This window comes from Paenibacillus marinisediminis (assembly GCF_054343325.1).
This window is the reverse complement of sequence record NZ_JBTGUH010000002.1, coordinates 427,082-447,134: the sequence shown is the minus strand read 5'-3', so window position 1 is coordinate 447,134 and position 20,053 is coordinate 427,082. Positions and strand designations below refer to the sequence as shown.

The window sequence follows — 20,053 nt, the reverse complement described above, 5'->3', positions numbered from 1 at the left end:
ATATGAATACATTTATCAAAAGGCGGAATTTGATTGAGTAATATTGAGTTCGAAAAAGAACTTTGGTTTGAATTAGAAGGGCATTGTGAAGGCAAGCATTATATTGTTGGTAATCCTCATACTTTTAATGGCAGAATCTCCGCATATTGTCCTCAAAAAGATGTATATTTCAATGTCTCTTTTGAAGAGATAGTTGATATGTCTCAAGAAGTAAAATATTGGATAAAGGGATTTTTATCAGGGAATGAACCTTCACCTCCTGTTGATGAAGATGGCGATTTGTATCCTCCAACGCACGAAGAAAATATTCATTGGGAGAAAAGTATTGAGTTATTTCATAAGACTGGATACTGGTATGCAGGAGATAGAGATTGTGAAGTATGTGGGAAGAAGTTACTGAATTCTTGGACTGAATTTGAATGTGAAAACTGCTATAAAGAGGAATAATCTAATAAATTCTCTCGGGAACTACCACACAGTATATAGTTCTCGATTATTTCTATTAAAAAACAACATTAAAATTTAACAGACCCTAAAACAAAAAAAGAGTGGCGTATGCCACCCATTTAGTATTGTCACAGATAATTTTGAATTAATTTGCTTCTACAACAATACTATCAAAATATTTATCTCCCATGTACACTTCAAGTCGCCACAATCCTTTTTTATCAAGTATGAACTTAGCACCGCTACCTGCATCTGCACCTAGTTTGTTTTCTGCCCTTGATACCTCCCAGTTTGGGTACAATTCTTTTTTAGTTCCAGTATCCTTGTGTATTCCAATTAAACTATAAGTATTCGCTATTTCATCTGGCTTTCCCCAGAAGTAAATTAGAAAGTGTCCTCCTTTTGAAATATCACTTTCACCTTGGGGTGCAAAGATCAGACGATCTTTTTTTCCATGTACCTTTACTCCGTCGATTTCAAATGTACTAGAAATTTCCCAATTACTCTGGTTCTCCGTTGTCGTTTGGGAAGTGCATGCGGTTATTAGAAAAATTAATCCCAAAATAATATACTTTATCATCATAATTCGGCTCCTTTTTACCATTAATATAACATTATTACATTTTAAGTAAATACCTTATTTGGGTAATACAGTATATTGTGAATCTACATGAATAGGACAGTAAACTTATGACATACCGATTGTCATATAGATTGACGCTATGCATAAATTGTTTTCATTGTTTACTGATATACGCATTTGACTGTCAATTGGGAGTTTGAAATCGTAAAAGCCGTTGATATTAAAAGAAAAATGGCGTGTCAAATTGGATGTCAATTTGCACGCCATTTGGTATGTCATTTATGGTTTTTCTACCTCAAAACGGAACCAGTTACTTTTCTATAGGTCCTCTTTTCTTCCGTTAGTTAATTGTAATCCAGTTACCGCTATTTGCATTACGAACGCCAGAGATATAGCCTTGACCGGTAATTTATCTGATTTTCCCATCTGTAAAAAGTATACTCAAAGAATGGAAGGGTAGTTTTGATACTTGCCGTCAAACTTTCAACGGCCTAACTAATAAGCTTCTTCAACGTACCAGAAAACATTATCTATTATAATATAGCTTAGTGGTAAAATACGGTATAGAGAGTGTTTCGCATTAAGTACGATTCTATGATTGCGATCGAAAGAGAGGATATTAGATGCTGGAAATAATAAAGGGTCCTTATCTGCAATGGCCGACTGAGCATTCAATGACTATGATGTGGGAGACCTCTTCGCCATCGTCATCAAGAGTTGACATCCTGCACGCGGAGCGAATACATAGCGGTCATCAAGGCAATTACAAACGGCCGGAAACTATTCTTTACTCAGTGTGTCAGCAAGAATATTCGACGATTCATCAAGTCACCGTAAACGACCTGGAGCCAAGCACGATCTATTTTTATCAAGTATTTTCCGAAAATGAGCAGGGAACGGTGGGATCTTCACCGATTCCATTTAAGACAGCAGTTCGGGAAGCAGAGCCGTTTTCCTTCACAGTAACTAGTGAAACAGGTGGCTATAGCGGCTTTGACACTACTGACGGAGTTGTTAACCAGCGAATATTTGCGCTCATGCAAAAATATCGACCTGATCTAGCCTTGTTTATCGGCGACATCGTAAATGATGGAAGGAATTACGAAGATTGGGACAAGTATTTCTTTGCACCCGGCAAGGATTTCTTGAAAAGTACGCCGAGTTACAGCTGTCTCGGGAATCATGAAGCGAACGGTTCTTGGTATTATGATTATTTTGCAGTTGCTCCACCTAAGAATTATTATTCATTTGATTATGGTGATGTTCATTTCATATGTCTGGATAGTACAGAATTTATTCCGCCTGACCATTATCCGAACAGCAACGGCGAGATCGGGCCGGGCAATCCGCAATATGATTTCTTGGTTCATGACTTACAATCCACTTCTGCCAAATGGAAAATCGTCTACTTTCACTATCCTCTTTATGTATCTGGAGGATATCAGGTGGAAGCCCTACGGCAATTATGTCCGGTGCTCGAGGAGTATAACGTCGATCTCGTGTTCAACTCGCATACGATTGTGTACGAAAGAAGCCATCCCATCTGCGAAGACAAGGTCGATTATGCCAAAGGAATCGTATACGTGGTCGCTGGCGGTGCGGGTGCAATGCGGGAATGGCTGCTGCCTAAGCGGGAATGGCATACATCGCAATCGTTGGCGGTGCCGCATTTTTTACAAGTCGTAGTTGCTGCTGATCGTATTGAGATTCGTGCGATTGATGAGGAAGGACGGTTATTTGATAGGTGGGGAATGCAGAAAGACTCTAGCGGCCATAAGGTCTATTTCTAGATAGATGTTGTAGGAAAATAAAGTATTAGACTGTAGATCGGCCATTCAACTAACTAGCAGTTATCTTCAATAGCTTAATATATTGATTTTGATAAATTTTCAACCTAAACTCAAGCAATCGTTAAATTTCGACTGGGAGTGCCGGTGTACACTCAGTTTAAAGCCAGTTTGACATTTTACATGAATGAAGACCCTAATAAAAAACAGCGGCATTCTTCGACAATTTAGTCCGCCGCTGTTTCATTTATTGGGTCAGTCTAAACATATTTTACGAAGGGGCCGATCTTACCGTCACCAATCCGTTCCGTGGAAACATCTGCACGACCTGGATATGACATAATGTATTTTCAACCCCTCTGCTTCACTTTGCTAGCTTTCGGAACTAATCTCGCATTTCCCATCAACAAGCAGGCAATCAGAGCGATAATGACAAAGCCGAGCCCAACAAGGAAGACACTATTCAAGGCATGGCTCAGCACCACTCTAGAATCTGTTTCGCTTCCGCCTGCAACCATTCGCTGTGTTAGCAAACTGCCAAGCACGCTGACTCCGATCGTTCCTCCGATAGACCGAAAAAATTGAGAGGAAGAGGTAGCGACACCCCGGATTCCAGGCTCCACTGCACTTTGTGCAGCAGTGCCGACTACCGGATACAGCGCACCCATGCCCAGACCCGTAATGATCATGTACAAGACCAGCTGCAGCGAAGTCGTATCAACCGTCATCCCACCGAGTAACCCCAATCCGATTGCCATTAGAGCCATGCTGGGAACGAGAATGGCTCGGTACGAGACCTTGCTCATCAATCTTCCACCTATAGTCGTAGTAACAACTACGGACAGCATGAGTGGTATCAGGATGTAACCGGCATAGGTAGGGCTCACTCCCATCACGTCCTGGGCAAAAAGAGGAATGAACGCAATCGCACCAAACATTCCGGCGCTCATAAAAAATCCGGCAATGTTTCCGAAAGCTATGACGCGGATATTGAATAGATGAAGCGGTAGCATCGGTTCTTTCGCCCTCGTTTCAATCCATATAAACAAAGCAAGAAAGAGAGCGCTTAGACTGAACAAGGCGATAATAATTGGTGAAACTAAAGCTCCATGAGCTGCGCTCTGCGAGTTGTCCCCGCTTAGAACCAGTGCCAGTAAAAGAGAGACGATAGAGATGCTGAACGTGACAACACCGGCCCAATCGATGGATCGACCCGCATAGCGCTTGCTTTCTTTCCAAGCAGCAGCCATAAGGTAGATGGCTGGAATACCGATCGGGAGGTTGATAAAAAAAATCCAACCCCAGCCTAAGTATTCGGAGATCATTCCGCCGAGTGCCGGCCCGAGAATGCTGGAGATAGAGAACACGGCGCTGAACAAGCCCATGAACTTCCCTCTTGATTCCGGTGGGTACAGGTCCCCGACTATGGTAAAGGCAACCGGCATCAATGCCCCGGCTCCCAATCCCTGAATTCCTCTGAAGACAATCAATTGCGTCATGCTTCCTGCAATTCCACATAGAACGGAACCTATCAGGAAGAGGGATAAGCCGAATAAGTAGACGTTCCTACGTCCGAATAAATCCGCCAGTTTACCGTAAACCGGGATAGTGGTTGTTGAAGCTAACATATAGATGGTGAATACCCAGCTGTATAAGGAAAATCCATCCAATTGTTTGATGATGGTGGGCATAGCAGTGGATACGATAGTCTGGTCTATGGAGGCTAAGATCAATCCCATTAATAGGCTGATGGTGATGTTTTTTACTTTTGGTTGTTGGTTTGGAGCATTAATTTCGTTTGACATATTGCTGAACGCTTCCTTTCCTTTGATTGCTGGCCCGCGGAAGCAGCAACAACAATATACAGGGAATCCAAAAAAAAGAATAGACTTATTCTTTCCGATGAATTATTCTATAGCTAGAGAGCGCCCCAAGAGAGGCGCTCTTTTTCCATTTAATCGAAAAGCCTTAAGAATAGAGTTAACAAAATAACAATGAGCTGAAGGCAAGATTCATATTTCAATCGATATAGAACAGGGGCTAGGAGCAAGAACTTAAGGCTGCTGTTCTTTTGTTGTGCAAGTGAAGCAAGTAAATATTGACATTGGACTCCAAATGACGCATCATAGATACCGACGGTCGGTATTTAAAGGAGGATGCATGGAATGGCTAGAAATAAATACCCTGAACAAACGCTGGAACAGATTCTGAATGTATCGGCTCAACTGTTTATGGAGCAGGGCTATGACAAGACGAGTATTCAACAGATCATCGACGCTTTAGGAATGTCGAAGGGCGCGATTTATCATCATTTTAAATCAAAGGAAGAAATATTGGCTGCGGTTATGAAACGTCGTGCTGACTATTCAATGGCCATGTTTGATACGCTGATCCAGCAGACCGAAGGGAGTAATGCTAGAGAAAAGCTTGTGCACATACTTGAAGCTGCTGTGGCAGATCAGAATGCGCATTCTCTTGACCGTGTTCTCAGTTCACAGTTCAGCAATCCGCAATTTGTCGTGACGGGATTGAAGGATAGTGTCATGCTTGACGCGCCTCGTATTGTCGAACTGATCAAGCAAGGAATTGAGGATGGCTCCATCACAACGGACTTTCCTACAGAGTGCGCGGAAATATTCATGCTGCTGCTGAACATATGGATGAATCCCGTTCTCTTTGACCGCGACCTTGATGCTACCTTGAACAGAATGACATTTTTACAGCAGATGATGAAGCAATTAGGGGTAGATATCGTGAGTGAGAGCTTAATTCGGAAGGTAACGGAGCTTTATGAGGATATGAAGGGATATCAGCAAGGTCGCGTATGATCTAGGCCTATGACAGGAGGTGATTCCATATAAGCCACTGATGAAGAAGATTGCGATAAGATTGAGTTGTATAGCTTAACCATGACCGAATAAGGAGGATGAATTGTGATATGAATAATAAAAAATTGATCGAAGCTTCCAAACGAATATCCGATAAGTCATATAAGCTTGCGATGAAGCAAGCTTATCAAGCAACGCACCCTAGTCAAGAAAGGTTACATAAAGGTGCGCTCATAAGCGGAGGCGTTGGCATAATCCTGATCATTGCAGGAGGAGTATCGCTGCTGTTCAGTACAGAAGGTTGGGTATGGGGCTTGATCTGCTCGGGGTTGATTCTTATCATGATCAACGCTATAAATATGATCCTGAATAAGAAGAAGTGATGAGAGGGAGCGGATGCTCCAAATTTTTTTGCATTCAAACATACCGACGGTCGGTATTATAACTAACTGCACCCCAATTGATAGACACCATCAAACTATAGGAGGTACAGTTTCAAAACACTTTTGTTGACAGATATGAATATTCATGTGATAGTAGTGAAAATGGATATAAATACCTGAGAAAGGGCGAAATGTATGATTCGTGTTTGTCACGGTATGCGATGGGACAATTATATATTTCGCTCTTGTTCAAAAAGGGGCTGTGTAGAAGCTGAATGCTTCCACACAGCCCCTTTCTTTTGCTAAAGCAAGAAAGGGGTTGAAGGGAATGGCGATTAAGAAGAACGAGAGCACCGTTATGACAGGACCGATTGTACTTAAGGGGGAACAGCTGACGCTGGCTGAAGTATCATCGATCGCTTATGACTACACACCAGTTGTCCTTAGCTCAGCATCGATTCAGCGTGTCATGGAATGCCGGCATATGGTAGAAGACTTCGTCAAGTCGAACAAGGTCGTGTACGGTGTAACCACCGGCTTTGGCAAATTCAGTGACGTGGTCATATCTGCCGAGGATTCAACCCTGCTGCAGGAGAATCTCATCCGCAGCCATGCGTGTGCTGTGGGCCAGCCGCTGCCGGAAGCGACAGTGCGGGCCTTGATGCTGCTGCGCGCGAATGCATTAGCCAAAGGCTATTCCGGCATTCGCATCGAAACGCTGCAGCTGCTACTGGATTGCTTGAATCGGGGAGTTCACCCTGTGATCCCCGAGCAAGGGTCATTAGGCGCTAGCGGGGACTTGGCGCCGCTGTCGCATCTCGCGCTCGTGCTTATGGGCGAGGGAGAAGCTATCTATCGAGGAGAACGCTTATCTGGGCACGACGCGCTGATCAAGGCTGGCCTGAAGCCTGTCCAATTGCAGGCGAAGGAAGGCTTGTCCCTTATTAACGGCACGCAGATTATGACGTCGATCGGCGCGTTAACGCTGCTGCAAGCGCAGCGCCTTGCGAAGTCCGCTGACGCGATCGCTGCGCTCACTGTGGAAGCGCTTCATGGGATAACCGATGCGTTCGCGGATGAGCTGCAGCAGGTGCGTCCATATCCCGAGCAGATCGGCGTCGCAGCTAATCTGCGCAAGCTGCTGCAAGGCAGCAAGCTGACCAGCCGCCAGGGCGAGATTCGCGTTCAGGACGCGTACTCGCTGCGTTGTCTGCCGCAGGTTCACGGCGCGACTAGACAGACGCTTGCTTACGCGGAAGATAAGCTCGCCATCGAGATGAATGCAGCGACAGATAATCCGCTGCTGTTCCTCGAGGATGGCGAAGTGATCTCAGGCGGCAACTTCCACGGGCAGCCGATCGCATTCGCTATGGATCTGCTGAAGATCGGGATGAGCGAGCTGGCTAACATCTCGGAGCGGCGGACTGAACGCTTGGTGAACCCGACATTGTCAGGGGGATTGCCGGCATTCCTTAGCCGTCAGCCGGGAATCGCATCCGGCATGATGATACCGCAGTACGTAAGCGCGTCGCTCGTCTCTGAGAACAAGGTGCTCGCTCATCCCGCAAGCGTTGACTCAATCCCATCCTCCGCAAATCAGGAGGATCATGTGTCAATGGGGACGACTGCCGCGAGACATGCATCTCAGGTTACAGCTAACACTGCGAAGGTATTGGCGATTGAGCTGATCTGTGCGGTGGAAGCAGCGTCGCTGCGCGGTGCGGAGAAGCTGGCTCCATCAACCCGCGCATTATTCCAACAGGTGCGATCCGTTGTACCGCCTGTTCTAACTGATCGCTCGCTGAGCAAGGAGATCGAGCTCGTTGCGGCAATGCTTAGCCGAGGTGACTTCTTGCACACTATTGAAGAGGTATCAGGTCCGTTGTATTAATTAGCCCGTATTTCATGAATAAGAGGAGGCGTCTGAAGATGAGTGAACCAAAACGATTGATTCGCGCACCACGGGGCACCGCATTGAATTGTAAAGGTTGGGTACAGGAAGCCGCACTGCGAATGCTGATGAACAATCTGGATCCAGAGGTGGCTGAGCGGCCGGAAGATCTGGTCGTATATGGCGGCATCGGGAAAGCCGCACGCAACTGGGCTTCTTATGATGCGATCGTACGTGAACTGCAGCGCTTGGACAACGATGAGACGCTGCTCATCCAATCAGGCAAGCCTGTCGGCGTATTTCGCACTCATGAACGCGCACCGCGGGTACTGCTCTCGAACTCTGTGCTAGTGCCGAAATGGGCGAACTGGGAACATTTCCGAGAGCTTGAACAAAAAGGCCTTATGATGTACGGGCAAATGACGGCAGGAAGTTGGATCTACATTGGGACTCAGGGCATCCTGCAGGGCACATACGAGACGTTTGCGGAAGCCGCTCGTCAGCATGCAAACGGCTCTCTTCGCGGTACGTTGACGCTTACTGCGGGACTTGGCGGTATGGGCGGAGCTCAGCCGTTGGCAGTCACAATGAATGAAGGCGTAGTAATTGCGGTTGAGGTGGATCGCACTCGCATTGAACGACGCATCGAAACAAGATACTGCGACACGATGGCGGAGTCACTTGATGAGGCGTTGGATATGGCGAAGCAAGCTCTGAACGAGCATCGAGCGCTGTCAATCGGATTGCTTGGCAATGCGGCAGACATATACCCCGAGATCGTACAACGGGGAATTAAGCCCGACTTCGTGACGGATCAGACATCTGCTCACGATCCGCTGATTGGCTATATTCCAGCAGGCTACAGCTTAGAGGCGGCGGCCGAGCTGCGTGCTCAAGACCCAGAGCGTTACATGCAGCTATCGAAGGAGAGCATGGCTGTTCATGTCCAAGCGATGCTGGATATGCAGCAGATGGGCTCGATCGTATTCGACTATGGCAACAACATCCGTCAGGTTGCCTTCGATCAAGGCGTGCAGGATGCTTTCAGCTTCCCCGGCTTCGTTCCCGCCTATATACGACCGCTCTTCTGTGAAGGGAAAGGACCTTTCCGCTGGGCGGCATTATCAGGTGATCCAGAAGATATTCGCAAGACAGACGAATTGGTGCTTAAGCTGTTCCCGGATAATGAGCGATTGCGCCGTTGGATTACAATGGCTAGCGAACGGGTGGCGTTTCAAGGCTTGCCTGCACGCATCTGTTGGCTCGGTTATGGTGAACGCGCGAAGTTCGGTCTGGCGATCAACGAAATGGTCAAGAACGGTGAGCTAAGCGCCCCGATTGTGATCGGGCGGGATCATCTGGATTGCGGTTCAGTCGCTTCACCGAATCGCGAGACCGAGAGCATGAAGGACGGCTCTGACGCTGTAGGAGACTGGGCGATCTTGAATGCCCTCATTAATACGTCCGCTGGGGCGTCATGGGTATCGGTGCATCATGGCGGCGGCGTCGGTATGGGGTATTCGCTGCATGCAGGTATGGTCGTAGTCGCTGACGGAACAGACGAGGCGGCTGAACGACTGCAAAGTGTACTCACTTCTGACCCTGGAATGGGCGTTATTCGCCATGTGGACGCAGGCTATGATGAAGCGCTGGATACGGCTGAGAAGCATGGGGTTCGGATCCCAATGCAAGCCCAGCATCCACAAGCAACACAGGTATAATCTTGGAATACGCGCTAGGGGAAAGGGGGATTACTCGTGGAACAGATTGATTTGCTAGTTACAGGGATTGGAAAGCTGGTTACACCCTTGGGAGCATCTGCGTGCGGCGGCGAGCGGATGCGGCATATTAGTGAATGGAACGACGCTGCCATCGCTATTGACCAAGGGCGGATCGTGCAAGCAGGTAAGAGGCAGGATGTGATGGATGCGCTTGGACATGTAGCAGCCGAACAAGTGCTTGATGTAGGAGGACGGATGGTCACACCGGGATTCATTGATCCTCACACGCATCTCGTACATGGAGGTTCACGGGAACATGAGCTGACTCTAAAGCGGTCAGGAGTTCCGTACCTGGACATTCTAGCACATGGCGGAGGTATATTAAGCACGGTTAATTCGACTACTGCGGCTACTGAAGAACAACTATATGAGAAAGCGCATCAAAGTCTTGATCATATGCTGCTGCAAGGAGTTACAACGATAGAAGCGAAGAGCGGCTACGGATTGACGCTCGATGTGGAGTTGAAACAGTTGAGGGTGGCTCGCAAGCTTCACGAGACTCATCCGATCGATATTATCTCCACCTTCATGGGCGCGCATGCGGTTCCGCAAGAATATAAGGAGCGCAAGGATGAATTCGTTCAGCTCATTATCGAACAGATGCTGCCTGTTGTCGTCCGCCAAGGGCTGGCTGAATATTGCGATGTATTCTGCGAGGAGGGCGTATTCTCCATTGAACAATCGCGCCGTATTCTTCTAGCGGCTAAAGAGCTCGGCTTAATGCCGAAGATTCACGCGGATGAGATCGTGCCATTAGGTGGTGCTGCTCTAGCTGCCGAAGTTGGGGCGATATCCGCGGAGCACCTGTTGTCGGCGACTGATGACGGTTTGGCTGCGATGGCAGAGGAGGGCGTTATTCCTGTGCTATTGCCAGGTACATCATTTAATCTCGGACTTCAGACGCATGCGCGAGCTCGAGATATGATTGACCGCTATGGACTGCCTGTTGCCATATCAACTGACTATAATCCGGGTTCATGTCCGACAGAATCGATCCAGCTCATCATGATGCTTGCTTCGTTGAATCTGAAGATGACACCGGAGGAAATATTGACAGCGACCACGCTCAACGCTGCTGCGGCCATCGGGCGTGCTGCTGATATTGGTACGATTGAGATTGGAAAATGGGCCGACCTCGCGATCCTCGATGCGCCGAATTTATCCTATTTGCCTTATCACTTTGGCATCAATCATACGTACGGAGTCATCAAGAATGGAATTCCTGTGGTGTGGAATCGACAGTTGAGGGAGGGAGCAGCAGTTGAACGATAATTTCTCCTATTTGCGAGCTCCTGAACGCGCCGGATTTCATGATCCGATGGAAATGAAAGTCGCGCAATGGATTGGCCCGTGGGATGGTAAGGAGCAGCTGACAGCTGGCATCATCGGCGTACCTTTGTCGAAGTCGTCAATATCGCATTCAGGCGCATTCAGTACCCCTGCTGCAGTGCGGCAGGCGTTTAAGTCATTTACGACTTACAGCTTGGAGTATGGTGTAGATCTGCAAGAGATGGCAGTGCGCGATCTTGGAGATGTCCAGATGCATGCGACTGACATCTCAGAATGCCATCGCCGGATCGAAGCCAGCATCGGAGCTGTTCGGCAAGCTCATCCTCAGATGATCCCGATTATATTCGGCGGGGATCATTCGATCACTCGGCCATCTGTACAAGCATTCGTTAACGATGGCTCGAAGCAGAAGATCGGCATCATTCACTTTGATGCCCATCATGATGTGCGGAACTTTGACAGCGGTGGTGTTACTAACGGCACACCGTTTCGCGGAATTCTCGAATCTGGTCTCGTGGAAGGACATAATTTAGTCCAGATCGGTATTCGTGGCTTCATGAACTCGAAGCCGTATCATGATTATGTACGTTCCCTTGGCGTACATATCTTCACCTCCCGCGATATGCGGTCAATGGGAATCGATGCCGTGCTGGATCAAGCTATCGCGCTGGCAGGCGAGGGAACAGACGCAATCTATGTCAGCTTCGACGTCGATGTAATCGACCAAGCTTATGCGCCTGGCTGTCCCGCCATCGGTACCGGCGGGATGAATCCATGGGATGCGCTGGACGCCTTGTACCGTCTTGGCTCTCTGCCGCAGGTCCGCGCGCTGGACTTCGTCTGCATCGATCCTACTGTCGATGTACGCAATGTGACTTCGCGGCTCGCGGTGCAGTTTATGCTAAGCTTTCTAAGCGGCGTTGCTAAGCGTTAGCATGAAGAAGGAGCTAGCTCAAGAGAATCCCTTGAGTGTTAGCTCCTTCTTAACGTCACGTTATCCCTTTCAAAGGTAGTACTCGAATTGCTCCAGTCCCTCTCTAGCTGATCTTTTTAGAAGCAGTGTTAGCACATATTATGGAAAGGCAGAAACGGAAGTTTGTCATCTTTTGTCGCTTGCTATCTGTATGCAATCGCATTATCATTTAAAATACGTACATATTAAATATATGATTATTGATAATATGACATTATCAACACACCATGTAAGGGGATAAGAGTACCATGTCTTTCTGTGCAAAAACTTCGATGAGGCTGCTGAGACAAGAGCGGAGACGTAACGGTTTGTGCGCACAGTGCGGAGATCCTTCAGAACGTTATCTTTGTCCGAGATGCAAAGGAATGAAACGCAAACCTGAACCAAAACTGAATCGCGAGTATCCTATTAAGCGAAAGCTAAAAACCGATCTATATGATAAACGTATATATGAGGACATGATTCGTCTGAATCTGAGAACTATAGATATAGCGGAACATTGCGGTGTAACGCAGCGAACAGCGGAAAAATGGGTGTTCGAAGGCAGCGTGCCGAATGAAGAACGTGTAGTAAAGCTGTGCTCATTGCTTGGAAGAGAAGTGTCATACTATTATCCTTTCTACTACTGGTCCAAAAGGTAGACACATTAGAGTGTGCTTTTCATATTATTAGTTCTACAGCGCTAAGACAATATATGTCTTGGCTTTTTTTATGTATGCTGTGAACAACTCGGTAGCTGCACTCATGCTTCATTCACATGGGTTATCTTTTGCTATAACAGAACATGTTATTCACCGTCCGGCAGGTTTGTGGTGTCTGAAACTGCGCAATCAGGCCTATGCCGTTGGTCTTATCTTTTTTTGACTTCGTGTCCATAAACATGTAAAATTTTTAAGGCCGTCATTGGTGAATATTAAATTGTAAATGCAATAACGAAGGGAAGTACGATCATGACAACTAGTGAAGACGAACAACCGAAATTAACGCCGACGAAAATTCTGAAATGCCGCAACCCTGAATGCAAAGCTTGGGTAAGAGATGAGTTTATTGTCGCTGATATGAGTTGTCCCATATGCAAAGGACCGATGATGCGCAGTATGAAGCATCTGGCTCCGGTTCAGAATAAGATAAAGCGTCAACCGCGCAAGAAGAAATCGGAATTTGATATTTAGAATACTGCAATTCATGAATAAGAAACGGCTGTTTGCATCTGCAAGCAGCCGTTTGTGATGTAAGTACAGAGTTAAAGCTCCATACCACTATTTGAATTGCCGGGATTAGGTCGACTAGTTTTTCTAGTTGTAAACAGATCCTGAAGTGCCACTGGAACATAACGAATCCAGATTCTCTCCAACAAACTCCAACCCAAGATGTATATAACTCCAACAACAGCGCCAAGGGTAGCCCCATAAATGACCCGAACCGTACTAATCAGCAATGGGGTATGAAGGTGTTCAAACGTTCCAACAATAGATGCTTGCCCAATAACGCCAATAGCCATAATATATATCGCTCCAGGTCTCTTCTTCAGGGCTAGGAAGGCTCCGAGAATAAACAGTGGATGAGCGAACAAAAATTCTTTAGTCCGTGGACGGACTCCAAATGTATTCTCGAGTAGTGTACGGAATACGAGCTCGATAGATGATGCATATCCGGAATTGCCTGTGCGTGATACATAGTACAACAATACAATAAGTGCAAAGCCAGCACATAGTACCCATAGTACAGTAATCGGTTTAGTTAGCATGCGATATAATTTATCGAGCTTCTCATTTCCCGGCAGTTCCTCATGGTAGAAGAGAAGATAGAGTCCAACAAGCAGGATCGGTGCGACACTTGCGATTCGGACGCCTATAAACTGATCGATTAACAGCATGTAAGAGATCGAGTTCAATAGCCCTGCAATATACACAGCTCCGATCATCGATAACAAGGACGTCCCGAAGAATAGTACAAAGGCGAACCATGGTGAAGTCCGAACTCTGCGAGTCATAATGCCTTTAATCCATTTTAGTGCAAATATAACGGTTAAAGTTGGGATACAGATCGCAGAACCAAAAGCCAGCAGCTTGGCCAGCATATTTTGAGAAAGGAAACCGATTCCCACAGACCCGACCACACCAATACTAAAGCTGAGCCATAATGATATGTTACTGAAAATGGATAATGTTAGAGCAATTAATGCAATGCTTCCGAGTGCGATCAGAATCTTCAACGCCATATCAAGACTGCTGGTTGATATAGTGAACGGATGAGCTTGTCCAATCTTGAGGCCAGCCTCCTGAATGCGAGGGACTGCGCCGTCGACACCATTCAATACCGAGTAAAGCGGTTCAAGCGGATCTGTGTACATTCCTGTAACTGCACTGATACTTGGCTTTGCGCCCAGTAATATCATGCGGATGTTGCGGTCTTTAACAGCTAGCACTAAGCGGTCGGCATAACGTTGAATGCGCTGATCTATTTCCTGCTGCGGCACATTGTCCGTTAGCTTCTGCACTTCTTGTGGTGCTAAATAGTGCAGGCGAAGCATGTTATTGTTCATCTGATGTGTGAATTCCTGCAGACCTTTGGGATCAGTCTTCTGCATTTCCATAATGGCAAGGTTTATGTTGTACTCATTCAGTAGGCTGGTCATTGCTTTCATGTTCTCGACATCACCGTCATTGGTGTATCCAGGTACCGCATCTCCGTCGATAATCATTGACTTAACTCCATATTCAGCAAGCTGCTCCCACATCGCAGAGATCTCATCGATAGAGAAGGGCTGGATTCGATTCGATTGCAGCATGACAATTCCAAATCCTAGTTCCTTCAATTGCTTCAATGCAAGAGGATCAGGCCCCATAGGGACAAGTGCCGCGTCAGCAAGGGGCATCTCAATGATTAGACCGGTCTGCTGAGCGTACGCCCATGGAGTAAGCTTAATATGGAGACGCTTAAAGGCCGATTCAATCATCGGCTGCAGTTCAGTCTGCGCTATGGAATCTGTAAATAGCAGATACGTGTTGTTCTCTTGTGTGTTTATGTTCGTAGAGAGTAAAGCCGCAGCTTCACGGGGCGAGAACAATTCGATCCGCTTGCTTTGTTGAAGGGATTGAAGCGTACTCTCGCTGACAGCTATGGAATTAATGCCGGCCTGCTTCATCTTGACCAGCTGTTCAGCTGCAAATTGATCCGAGTTAGGTTTGAGATTCGATATTTCGATAATATTCGAGTATGGAAAGACGACCTCAACTTGATTAGCGGATTGTTCTGTAACCACGCGATTGTAGATCAAGGGCATTGCGGCGATTAAACCGATTATTACAAGGCACCATAGCCACTTTGCGGCATTGCGATTGAGCTGTTGCAGCCATTTCGTCAAAGAACTCAACTCCGTCTATTTATGATGATCAGCTAAAGCTTTAATACAGGTATATTACCTTTAAATCCCAATAATAACAATATATTTTCGAAAAGTACATCATACGACATGAATGATTACAAGAATTGACTATCTCTCTGTCGATAGATCATGTGAAGTTGACTCTGTTCGTATGCATACCCTGCACGAATGAGTATATCTTCTCTATTCCATGCTGCGGCAAACTGAACTCCGATTGGCTGCCCTTCTCTCGTCATGCTGCATGGGATGGACATAGCGGGAAGCTCTATGAGATTAAAAAAACTCGTCATGCGAGTATGATCCGAAGAGGTCTCATATTCAGCGGACGTTAGCGCAGTTGGCATGACCAGCATATCCATTTTCTCAAATAGGTCACGCATACTCGACATATATTGCTCTTTGCGCTTCATTGCGGAGATGTATTGGAAGGCTGTAGTCATAGAAGCAGGATCCTGTATAGGCTGATCTCTGTCAATAAGTAGGGAGCTATTGTCATTCATACGATTAGCTAATGTGTAATTGGCTTCTGAAGTGTTGATGATCATATGATCTTGATGTGCTTCATCTAAGCAAGGCAAATCCACATCTATCAGAACAGCACCTAACCGAGATAGTTCAACAGTTACTTGTAAATACGCTTTATAAGTTTCGGCATCCACGTACTCGTTTACATCATGATGGAGTATGCCAACTCGCAAGCCCTTAAGGTCTGCCGTGAGATAGGAAGAGTAGGATCGGCCGATGAGCGCTTCCAACATTGCTGCAACGTCGCTTACGCAAGCGGTAGTTATACTGCTATGGTCGAGAGTCCAAGTCAGTGGTACCGAATCTAAGCTTTGGATTAGCTTATACGTAGGCTTAAGACAGATTACACCGCATGCAGCAGCTGATATTCGAGGAGTTCCCGACGAGTCGCACTCGAAACCAGCCGCACATAGATTCGAGGCTACTGCGGCGCTCAAACTGCTTATTGAAGCGGGATTGAGAGCATGAGAACTTTGGCGATGTTGGTTAGATAGCTTGTTCGCTTGTCCTATAGTCTGGGGATATGGAACTCTTTCTCTTCTTGTCACTCCTAGAAGCAGCGCGTCCAGGAACGATAACTGATGCACTAGTGAGGACTTTGTATGGTTTGGAATGTCTTTTCGCTGCCGCGTATGTTGGCACCCTGTTGGAGAAATGCTCGTTACTGAGTGATCAGAATAGGTCAGAGGGACACCGTATAATCGTCCGTATGGCAGCGAGCTTGCTGCCTTAAGCTCTAATATTTGTGCTTGACGGAGGGAATCTTCTTTTAGAATTTTGTAAAATGGTTGCAGCTTTACGTTCCTAGCCTCGATTGCCTTGAGGTACTGAATCGTAATTTCTAATGGCGTAAAACGTTTTTCTGCATATCCGGCTTGCAATTCTCGGATCGTTCGTCGTTTCAAACCTATCACTCCTTGTGCAAGTGGACGAGCAGCATCAAGCAGGCTGGTCCGATGCGCAATCATAATAACTGCTATTCCGTCAATTCATATGCAATAACAATCAAGATGAATACAAGATTAAGGTCAAGGTGCAGGAGATTTGGGCAAGTTCCTATTATGGAAAATAATATAAAATAGTTATTGCTTTTGAGAGTAATTTAAATTACCATATAAAGTAACAAAGGGGGTGTGTTATATGAATGAGCATTTGCAGCTGAATGTACCGCTATTGCGGCGGCGAGTACCTAATCTGACAGTCGCTGCGCGCGCCGCAGGCTTACGACCAGCAACAGTATCCAATCTATGCACAGGCAAGATTCCTGTAGGACGCGCTGAAGTGAGAACACTTGTGACTTTGGCGTCGCTTGCCGGCTGCAGCTTGGATGAATTAATTATTCGGGGGAGTGGATTAGGGATGATCGAAACGGGGATTAAGACGTTGGATTTATTCTCACCGGTTGTACGCGGGGGGACGATCGGATTAGTGGCACGGACTGGCATGGGGCAGCTTGTCCTATTAGCGGAGCTGTTCCACCGTTTACAGCAGCGAGGTTATGCAACAGTATTCTGGAAGCCTTCCATCGACAGTCACGGTATTAGTGATGTTCACGATGCCGCCGAGTTCAATTGCAATACGATGGAGGAAGCAATGGAGCTGATCACGAAGCTGCGAAAGGATCGAGATGTAATGTTGGCAGCAGATCGTGAGATTGTGCTGACAGGAGAATTAAGGACTTTGCAGGATCGTTTTCAAGGTCTGAGCGAACGTCCAATTACCATTGCAATTGTCGATACTCGCGGCGAGGCAGTGGACGAGGAGCTTCCATATGGGCCGCTGGATACGTTATGGAACTTCGATATTAACTTATCAAGCCGTCATATGTATCCTGCGGTTGATCCAATCGCTTCTACCTCCATCTTGCTGGAAGACGGTCAATTGGACGCGACGCATCTCATGATTCAGCAGCGTGCGCGCAAGGTGCTGCGACGCTACCGAGAGCTGCGTGCGCTAGCTGGCGTGCTTGGTATGGAGAAGTTCACGGAGAGCGATCAAGAAACCTACGCTCGCGGAGAGCGCTTGGAAGCCTATTTAACGCAGCCGTTTTATGTAGCAGAAGCTTTCACCAAGAAGAAGGGCGAGTGGCTCTCACTGCAGGAAACACTTGATGATGTTAGACGAATCATAGATGGTGGAACGGATGGGGTTGAACCCGCGAACCTGAAGTACATCGGTCAGCTCACGGATCGTGTAACAGGATGATAATATTGTTGCTATATAAAATAACTAACACCGCCGTTCATACGGCGGTGTTTACTTCAGTTGCAGAACAAAAAGGTTCTAAGTTATTTCTTAAGTGGCACATAAATCTCTAATATGGAATCATCCGAAATTGGATTAAACCTTTCGTCGTATCTTTCAAAACTGGGTTCAGACATATTACAGTGAATTGAATATTTTTGAGCAATCAAATCCCATGTCTGTTTAAGAAATTGTATTTGTCCTTTATGAACAAACACCGCATACTCATTAGCGGGTACTGTGATGCTGTCCATTCCCTCTGGAATCTTCTCGGTGCTTGACACTTGAATACCAGCCATGTATCTCATATTACAAATTAACCCAAATCCAATATTTCGGTTAGCAATAAACTCGATTTCATCCATTCTTTCATACAATTCATCCCATAGGTGCCCAAAGCCCTTGGTAGACAGTTCTTCGCTTACCCCAACAATTGTTAATTCCTCTAAGCGTTCTTGTCTCGCTACTTGTAGCTCATTTAATTGTTGATTATCCACTGGAATCCTCCTATTGAAAATTTAGGCCACAATATTTCAATGGTTATATTCTACTTTCACACAAAAATTTCCTTCTTTTTGTTTGTGCAGCTCTAAGAAGCGGAACCAGAACAAGTAGTTGTCGATGTAGCGCGTAGGGAATACCGCAACAAACTTGCCGAAAAGAGCCTAATATAAAGATAGGGCGTGTCTCTTGGATAAAGTAATCTATCCAAGAGACACGCCCCTTATTTATTTGCGAAGCATAATTTTCTCTACGCGGTGATCCTCGCCCTTGCATAGAATCAGCTTAGCACGGGATTTCGTAGGATAAATATTTTGCTTCAGATTCACATGATTAATGCTCTGCCATATGTCCTTAGCAATCTGCACAGCATCCTCCTTGTCGATCTCGGTGAAGCGGTGGAAGTAGGAGTCCGGGTTCTGAAACGCCGTTTCTCGCAGCAGTAGAAATCGTTCCATATACCAATGCTCCAGCTCTTGCTCAGGAGCGTCCACGTAGATCGAGAAATCAAAGAAGTCACTGACGAATACGCTCGCCGTCTTGTTGACTTGCAGTACGTTAATCCCTTCGAGAATGAGGATGTCCGGCTTGCGGACAACAATCGTTTCATCCTCTACAATGTCATAGACCTGATGAGAGTACACCGGCGCATGAACTTCGTCGTATCCTGCTTTGACATCTGTCAAGAATTGAATGAGCTTCTTCATATCATAGCTTTGCGGGAAGCCTTTCTTGTTCATGATGCCGCGTTCTTCCAGCACTTTATTCGGATATAAGAAGCCGTCGGTCGTTACAATATCGACGCGCGGATGATCCTCGCACTGGGACAAGAGCGCCTGCAGCAGTCTCGCAGTGGTGCTCTTGCCAGCAGCTACACTTCCTGCGATACCGATGATATAAGGGACATGTACATCATCCTGCTTCATAAAGGCTGTTGTATCCGCTCTTAATTGCTTGGCCGCAGCTACATGAATATGTATGAGCTTCGTTAACGGAAGATACACTTCTTCCGCCTCATCTATTAAGATGCGCTCATTCAAGCCAAGTAAGCGTTCGAACTGTGCAGAAGTCAGTGACAACTGCATGTGATCGTATAATGTTGCCCATTGATTCCGTTCCAAGGTTAGGTAGGGACTGAAGGATTTCATAGATTAACCTCACATGTTTAAGATGAACAGCATGATTTATTCGTATTGAAGTCAATGATCAATATAGGATGAATCTATGTGATACAGTATGACAGAAATTATTATTATCTAGCAGCATAGAAATGTCAAACTGTTAGATTAGTAAGAATGAAATAGAAGTCTAATGCAAAAGAATCTGTCATACAATTCGAATAAGTGATAAGGCGTGTCTTGTTATGGCTGCATTTGATTATAACGGCTTATGATTCTTCGTGAATGAGCTCCGCTACCGACTGTTTTGTAAC

Annotated in this window: 18 protein-coding genes; 12 read left to right on the top strand and 6 right to left on the bottom strand. The window is 46.2% G+C overall.

The genetic code is table 11. From position 1 onward, the window contains the following. The first annotated feature begins 33 nt into the window (after positions 1-33). Positions 34-447 carry a hypothetical protein gene (locus ACXX53_RS07750; RefSeq protein ID WP_458568054.1) on the top strand — a complete coding sequence of 138 codons (414 nt, stop codon included), beginning with the start codon at positions 34-36 and terminating at the stop codon, positions 445-447. A 145-nt stretch (positions 448-592) separates the two neighbouring features. Here ACXX53_RS07750 and ACXX53_RS07745 read toward each other — a convergent pair whose 3' ends face one another. After that, positions 593-1,027, bottom strand: coding sequence for a hypothetical protein (locus ACXX53_RS07745; protein ID WP_458568053.1), 435 nt, complete (start codon positions 1,025-1,027; stop codon positions 593-595). 626 nt (positions 1,028-1,653) lie between these two features. Here ACXX53_RS07745 and ACXX53_RS07740 point away from each other — a divergent pair. Next, on the top strand, positions 1,654-2,820 hold the full coding sequence (locus ACXX53_RS07740; RefSeq protein WP_458568052.1) for a metallophosphoesterase: 1,167 nt from the start codon (positions 1,654-1,656) through the stop codon (positions 2,818-2,820). Between the two features lie 347 nt (positions 2,821-3,167). Here the strand turns inward: ACXX53_RS07740 and ACXX53_RS07735 are convergent, their stop codons facing one another. Beyond that, positions 3,168-4,556, bottom strand: coding sequence for an MDR family MFS transporter (locus ACXX53_RS07735; RefSeq protein ID WP_458568051.1), 1,389 nt, complete (start codon positions 4,554-4,556; stop codon positions 3,168-3,170). Between ACXX53_RS07735 and ACXX53_RS07730 the strand changes: the two genes are divergently transcribed. From ACXX53_RS07730 to ACXX53_RS07690, 9 genes are all read left to right on the top strand, one after another. Continuing rightward, on the top strand, positions 4,534-4,809 hold the full coding sequence (locus tag ACXX53_RS07730) for a hypothetical protein (RefSeq protein ID WP_458568050.1): 276 nt from the start codon (positions 4,534-4,536) through the stop codon (positions 4,807-4,809). The two genes, ACXX53_RS07735 and ACXX53_RS07730, sit on opposite strands and share 23 nt — an antisense overlap. Positions 4,810-4,982: 173 nt before the next feature. After that, a complete protein-coding gene (locus ACXX53_RS07725) occupies positions 4,983-5,645 on the top strand; it encodes a TetR/AcrR family transcriptional regulator (protein ID WP_458568049.1) in 663 nt (220 codons plus the stop codon). 110 nt (positions 5,646-5,755) lie between these two features. Then, the gene (locus ACXX53_RS07720; RefSeq protein WP_458568048.1) at positions 5,756-6,028 is read left to right on the top strand and encodes a hypothetical protein; all 273 of its coding nucleotides are present in this window, start codon (positions 5,756-5,758) and stop codon (positions 6,026-6,028) included. Positions 6,029-6,356: 328 nt separating this feature from the next. Then, the gene (hutH, locus tag ACXX53_RS07715) at positions 6,357-7,919 is read left to right on the top strand and encodes a histidine ammonia-lyase (RefSeq protein WP_458568047.1); all 1,563 of its coding nucleotides are present in this window, start codon (positions 6,357-6,359) and stop codon (positions 7,917-7,919) included. A 38-nt stretch (positions 7,920-7,957) separates the two neighbouring features. Beyond that, positions 7,958-9,640 (top strand): urocanate hydratase, encoded by a 1,683-nt coding sequence (gene hutU / locus ACXX53_RS07710; protein ID WP_458568046.1) that lies wholly within the window; start codon positions 7,958-7,960, stop codon positions 9,638-9,640. A 36-nt stretch (positions 9,641-9,676) separates the two neighbouring features. After that, positions 9,677-10,972, top strand: a complete 1,296-nt coding sequence (hutI, locus tag ACXX53_RS07705) for an imidazolonepropionase (RefSeq protein ID WP_458568045.1) — start codon at positions 9,677-9,679, stop codon at positions 10,970-10,972. Next, positions 10,962-11,924: a formimidoylglutamase gene (gene hutG / locus ACXX53_RS07700; RefSeq protein WP_458568044.1), complete on the top strand. Its 963-nt coding sequence runs from the start codon at positions 10,962-10,964 to the stop codon at positions 11,922-11,924. The genes hutI and hutG overlap by 11 nt, the downstream gene beginning before the upstream one ends. Positions 11,925-12,328: 404 nt before the next feature. Further along, on the top strand, positions 12,329-12,604 hold the full coding sequence (locus tag ACXX53_RS07695) for a helix-turn-helix domain-containing protein (protein WP_458568043.1): 276 nt from the start codon (positions 12,329-12,331) through the stop codon (positions 12,602-12,604). Positions 12,605-12,913: 309 nt separating this feature from the next. Beyond that, on the top strand, positions 12,914-13,135 hold the full coding sequence (locus ACXX53_RS07690; RefSeq protein ID WP_458568042.1) for a cold-inducible protein YdjO-related protein: 222 nt from the start codon (positions 12,914-12,916) through the stop codon (positions 13,133-13,135). Positions 13,136-13,206: 71 nt separating this feature from the next. Here ACXX53_RS07690 and ACXX53_RS07685 read toward each other — a convergent pair whose 3' ends face one another. Further along, on the bottom strand, positions 13,207-15,330 hold the full coding sequence (locus ACXX53_RS07685) for a DUF5693 family protein (protein WP_458568041.1): 2,124 nt from the start codon (positions 15,328-15,330) through the stop codon (positions 13,207-13,209). A gap of 116 nt (positions 15,331-15,446) precedes the next feature. Then, positions 15,447-16,781, bottom strand: coding sequence for an amidase (locus ACXX53_RS07680; RefSeq protein WP_458568040.1), 1,335 nt, complete (start codon positions 16,779-16,781; stop codon positions 15,447-15,449). Positions 16,782-17,016: 235 nt separating this feature from the next. Here ACXX53_RS07680 and ACXX53_RS07675 point away from each other — a divergent pair, with 235 nt between their 5' ends. Next, complete coding sequence (locus ACXX53_RS07675) at positions 17,017-18,081, top strand: ATP synthase beta subunit C-terminal domain-containing protein (protein WP_458568039.1); 1,065 nt, start codon at positions 17,017-17,019, stop codon at positions 18,079-18,081. A gap of 83 nt (positions 18,082-18,164) precedes the next feature. Here the strand turns inward: ACXX53_RS07675 and ACXX53_RS07670 are convergent, their stop codons facing one another. Together ACXX53_RS07670 and coaA are read right to left on the bottom strand one after the other, a co-directional pair. Then, positions 18,165-18,617, bottom strand: a complete 453-nt coding sequence (locus ACXX53_RS07670; protein WP_458568038.1) for a GyrI-like domain-containing protein — start codon at positions 18,615-18,617, stop codon at positions 18,165-18,167. Positions 18,618-18,848: 231 nt separating this feature from the next. Continuing rightward, complete coding sequence (gene coaA / locus ACXX53_RS07665; protein ID WP_458568037.1) at positions 18,849-19,769, bottom strand: type I pantothenate kinase; 921 nt, start codon at positions 19,767-19,769, stop codon at positions 18,849-18,851. Between the last annotated feature and the right edge of the window lie 284 nt (positions 19,770-20,053).

What these genes read in the sequence shown, in the direction of transcription:
- ACXX53_RS07740 (WP_458568052.1), top strand. Translation starts at nt 1,654, where the DNA reads ATGCTGGAAATAATAAAGGGTCCTTATCTGCAATGGCCGACTGAGCAT.
- ACXX53_RS07690 (WP_458568042.1), top strand. Translation starts at nt 12,914, where the DNA reads ATGACAACTAGTGAAGACGAACAACCGAAATTAACGCCGACGAAAATT.
- ACXX53_RS07675 (WP_458568039.1), top strand. Translation starts at nt 17,017, where the DNA reads ATGAATGAGCATTTGCAGCTGAATGTACCGCTATTGCGGCGGCGAGTA.
- ACXX53_RS07695 (WP_458568043.1), top strand. Translation starts at nt 12,329, where the DNA reads ATGAAACGCAAACCTGAACCAAAACTGAATCGCGAGTATCCTATTAAG.
- ACXX53_RS07735 (WP_458568051.1), bottom strand. Translation starts at nt 4,556, where the DNA reads ATGGGATTGATCTTAGCCTCCATAGACCAGACTATCGTATCCACTGCT.
- ACXX53_RS07725 (WP_458568049.1), top strand. Translation starts at nt 4,983, where the DNA reads ATGGCTAGAAATAAATACCCTGAACAAACGCTGGAACAGATTCTGAAT.
- hutH (WP_458568047.1), top strand. Translation starts at nt 6,357, where the DNA reads ATGGCGATTAAGAAGAACGAGAGCACCGTTATGACAGGACCGATTGTA.
- ACXX53_RS07730 (WP_458568050.1), top strand. Translation starts at nt 4,534, where the DNA reads ATGGAGGCTAAGATCAATCCCATTAATAGGCTGATGGTGATGTTTTTT.
- hutU (WP_458568046.1), top strand. Translation starts at nt 7,958, where the DNA reads ATGAGTGAACCAAAACGATTGATTCGCGCACCACGGGGCACCGCATTG.
- ACXX53_RS07745 (WP_458568053.1), bottom strand. Translation starts at nt 1,027, where the DNA reads ATGATAAAGTATATTATTTTGGGATTAATTTTTCTAATAACCGCATGC.
- coaA (WP_458568037.1), bottom strand. Translation starts at nt 19,769, where the DNA reads ATGAAATCCTTCAGTCCCTACCTAACCTTGGAACGGAATCAATGGGCA.
- ACXX53_RS07720 (WP_458568048.1), top strand. Translation starts at nt 5,756, where the DNA reads ATGAATAATAAAAAATTGATCGAAGCTTCCAAACGAATATCCGATAAG.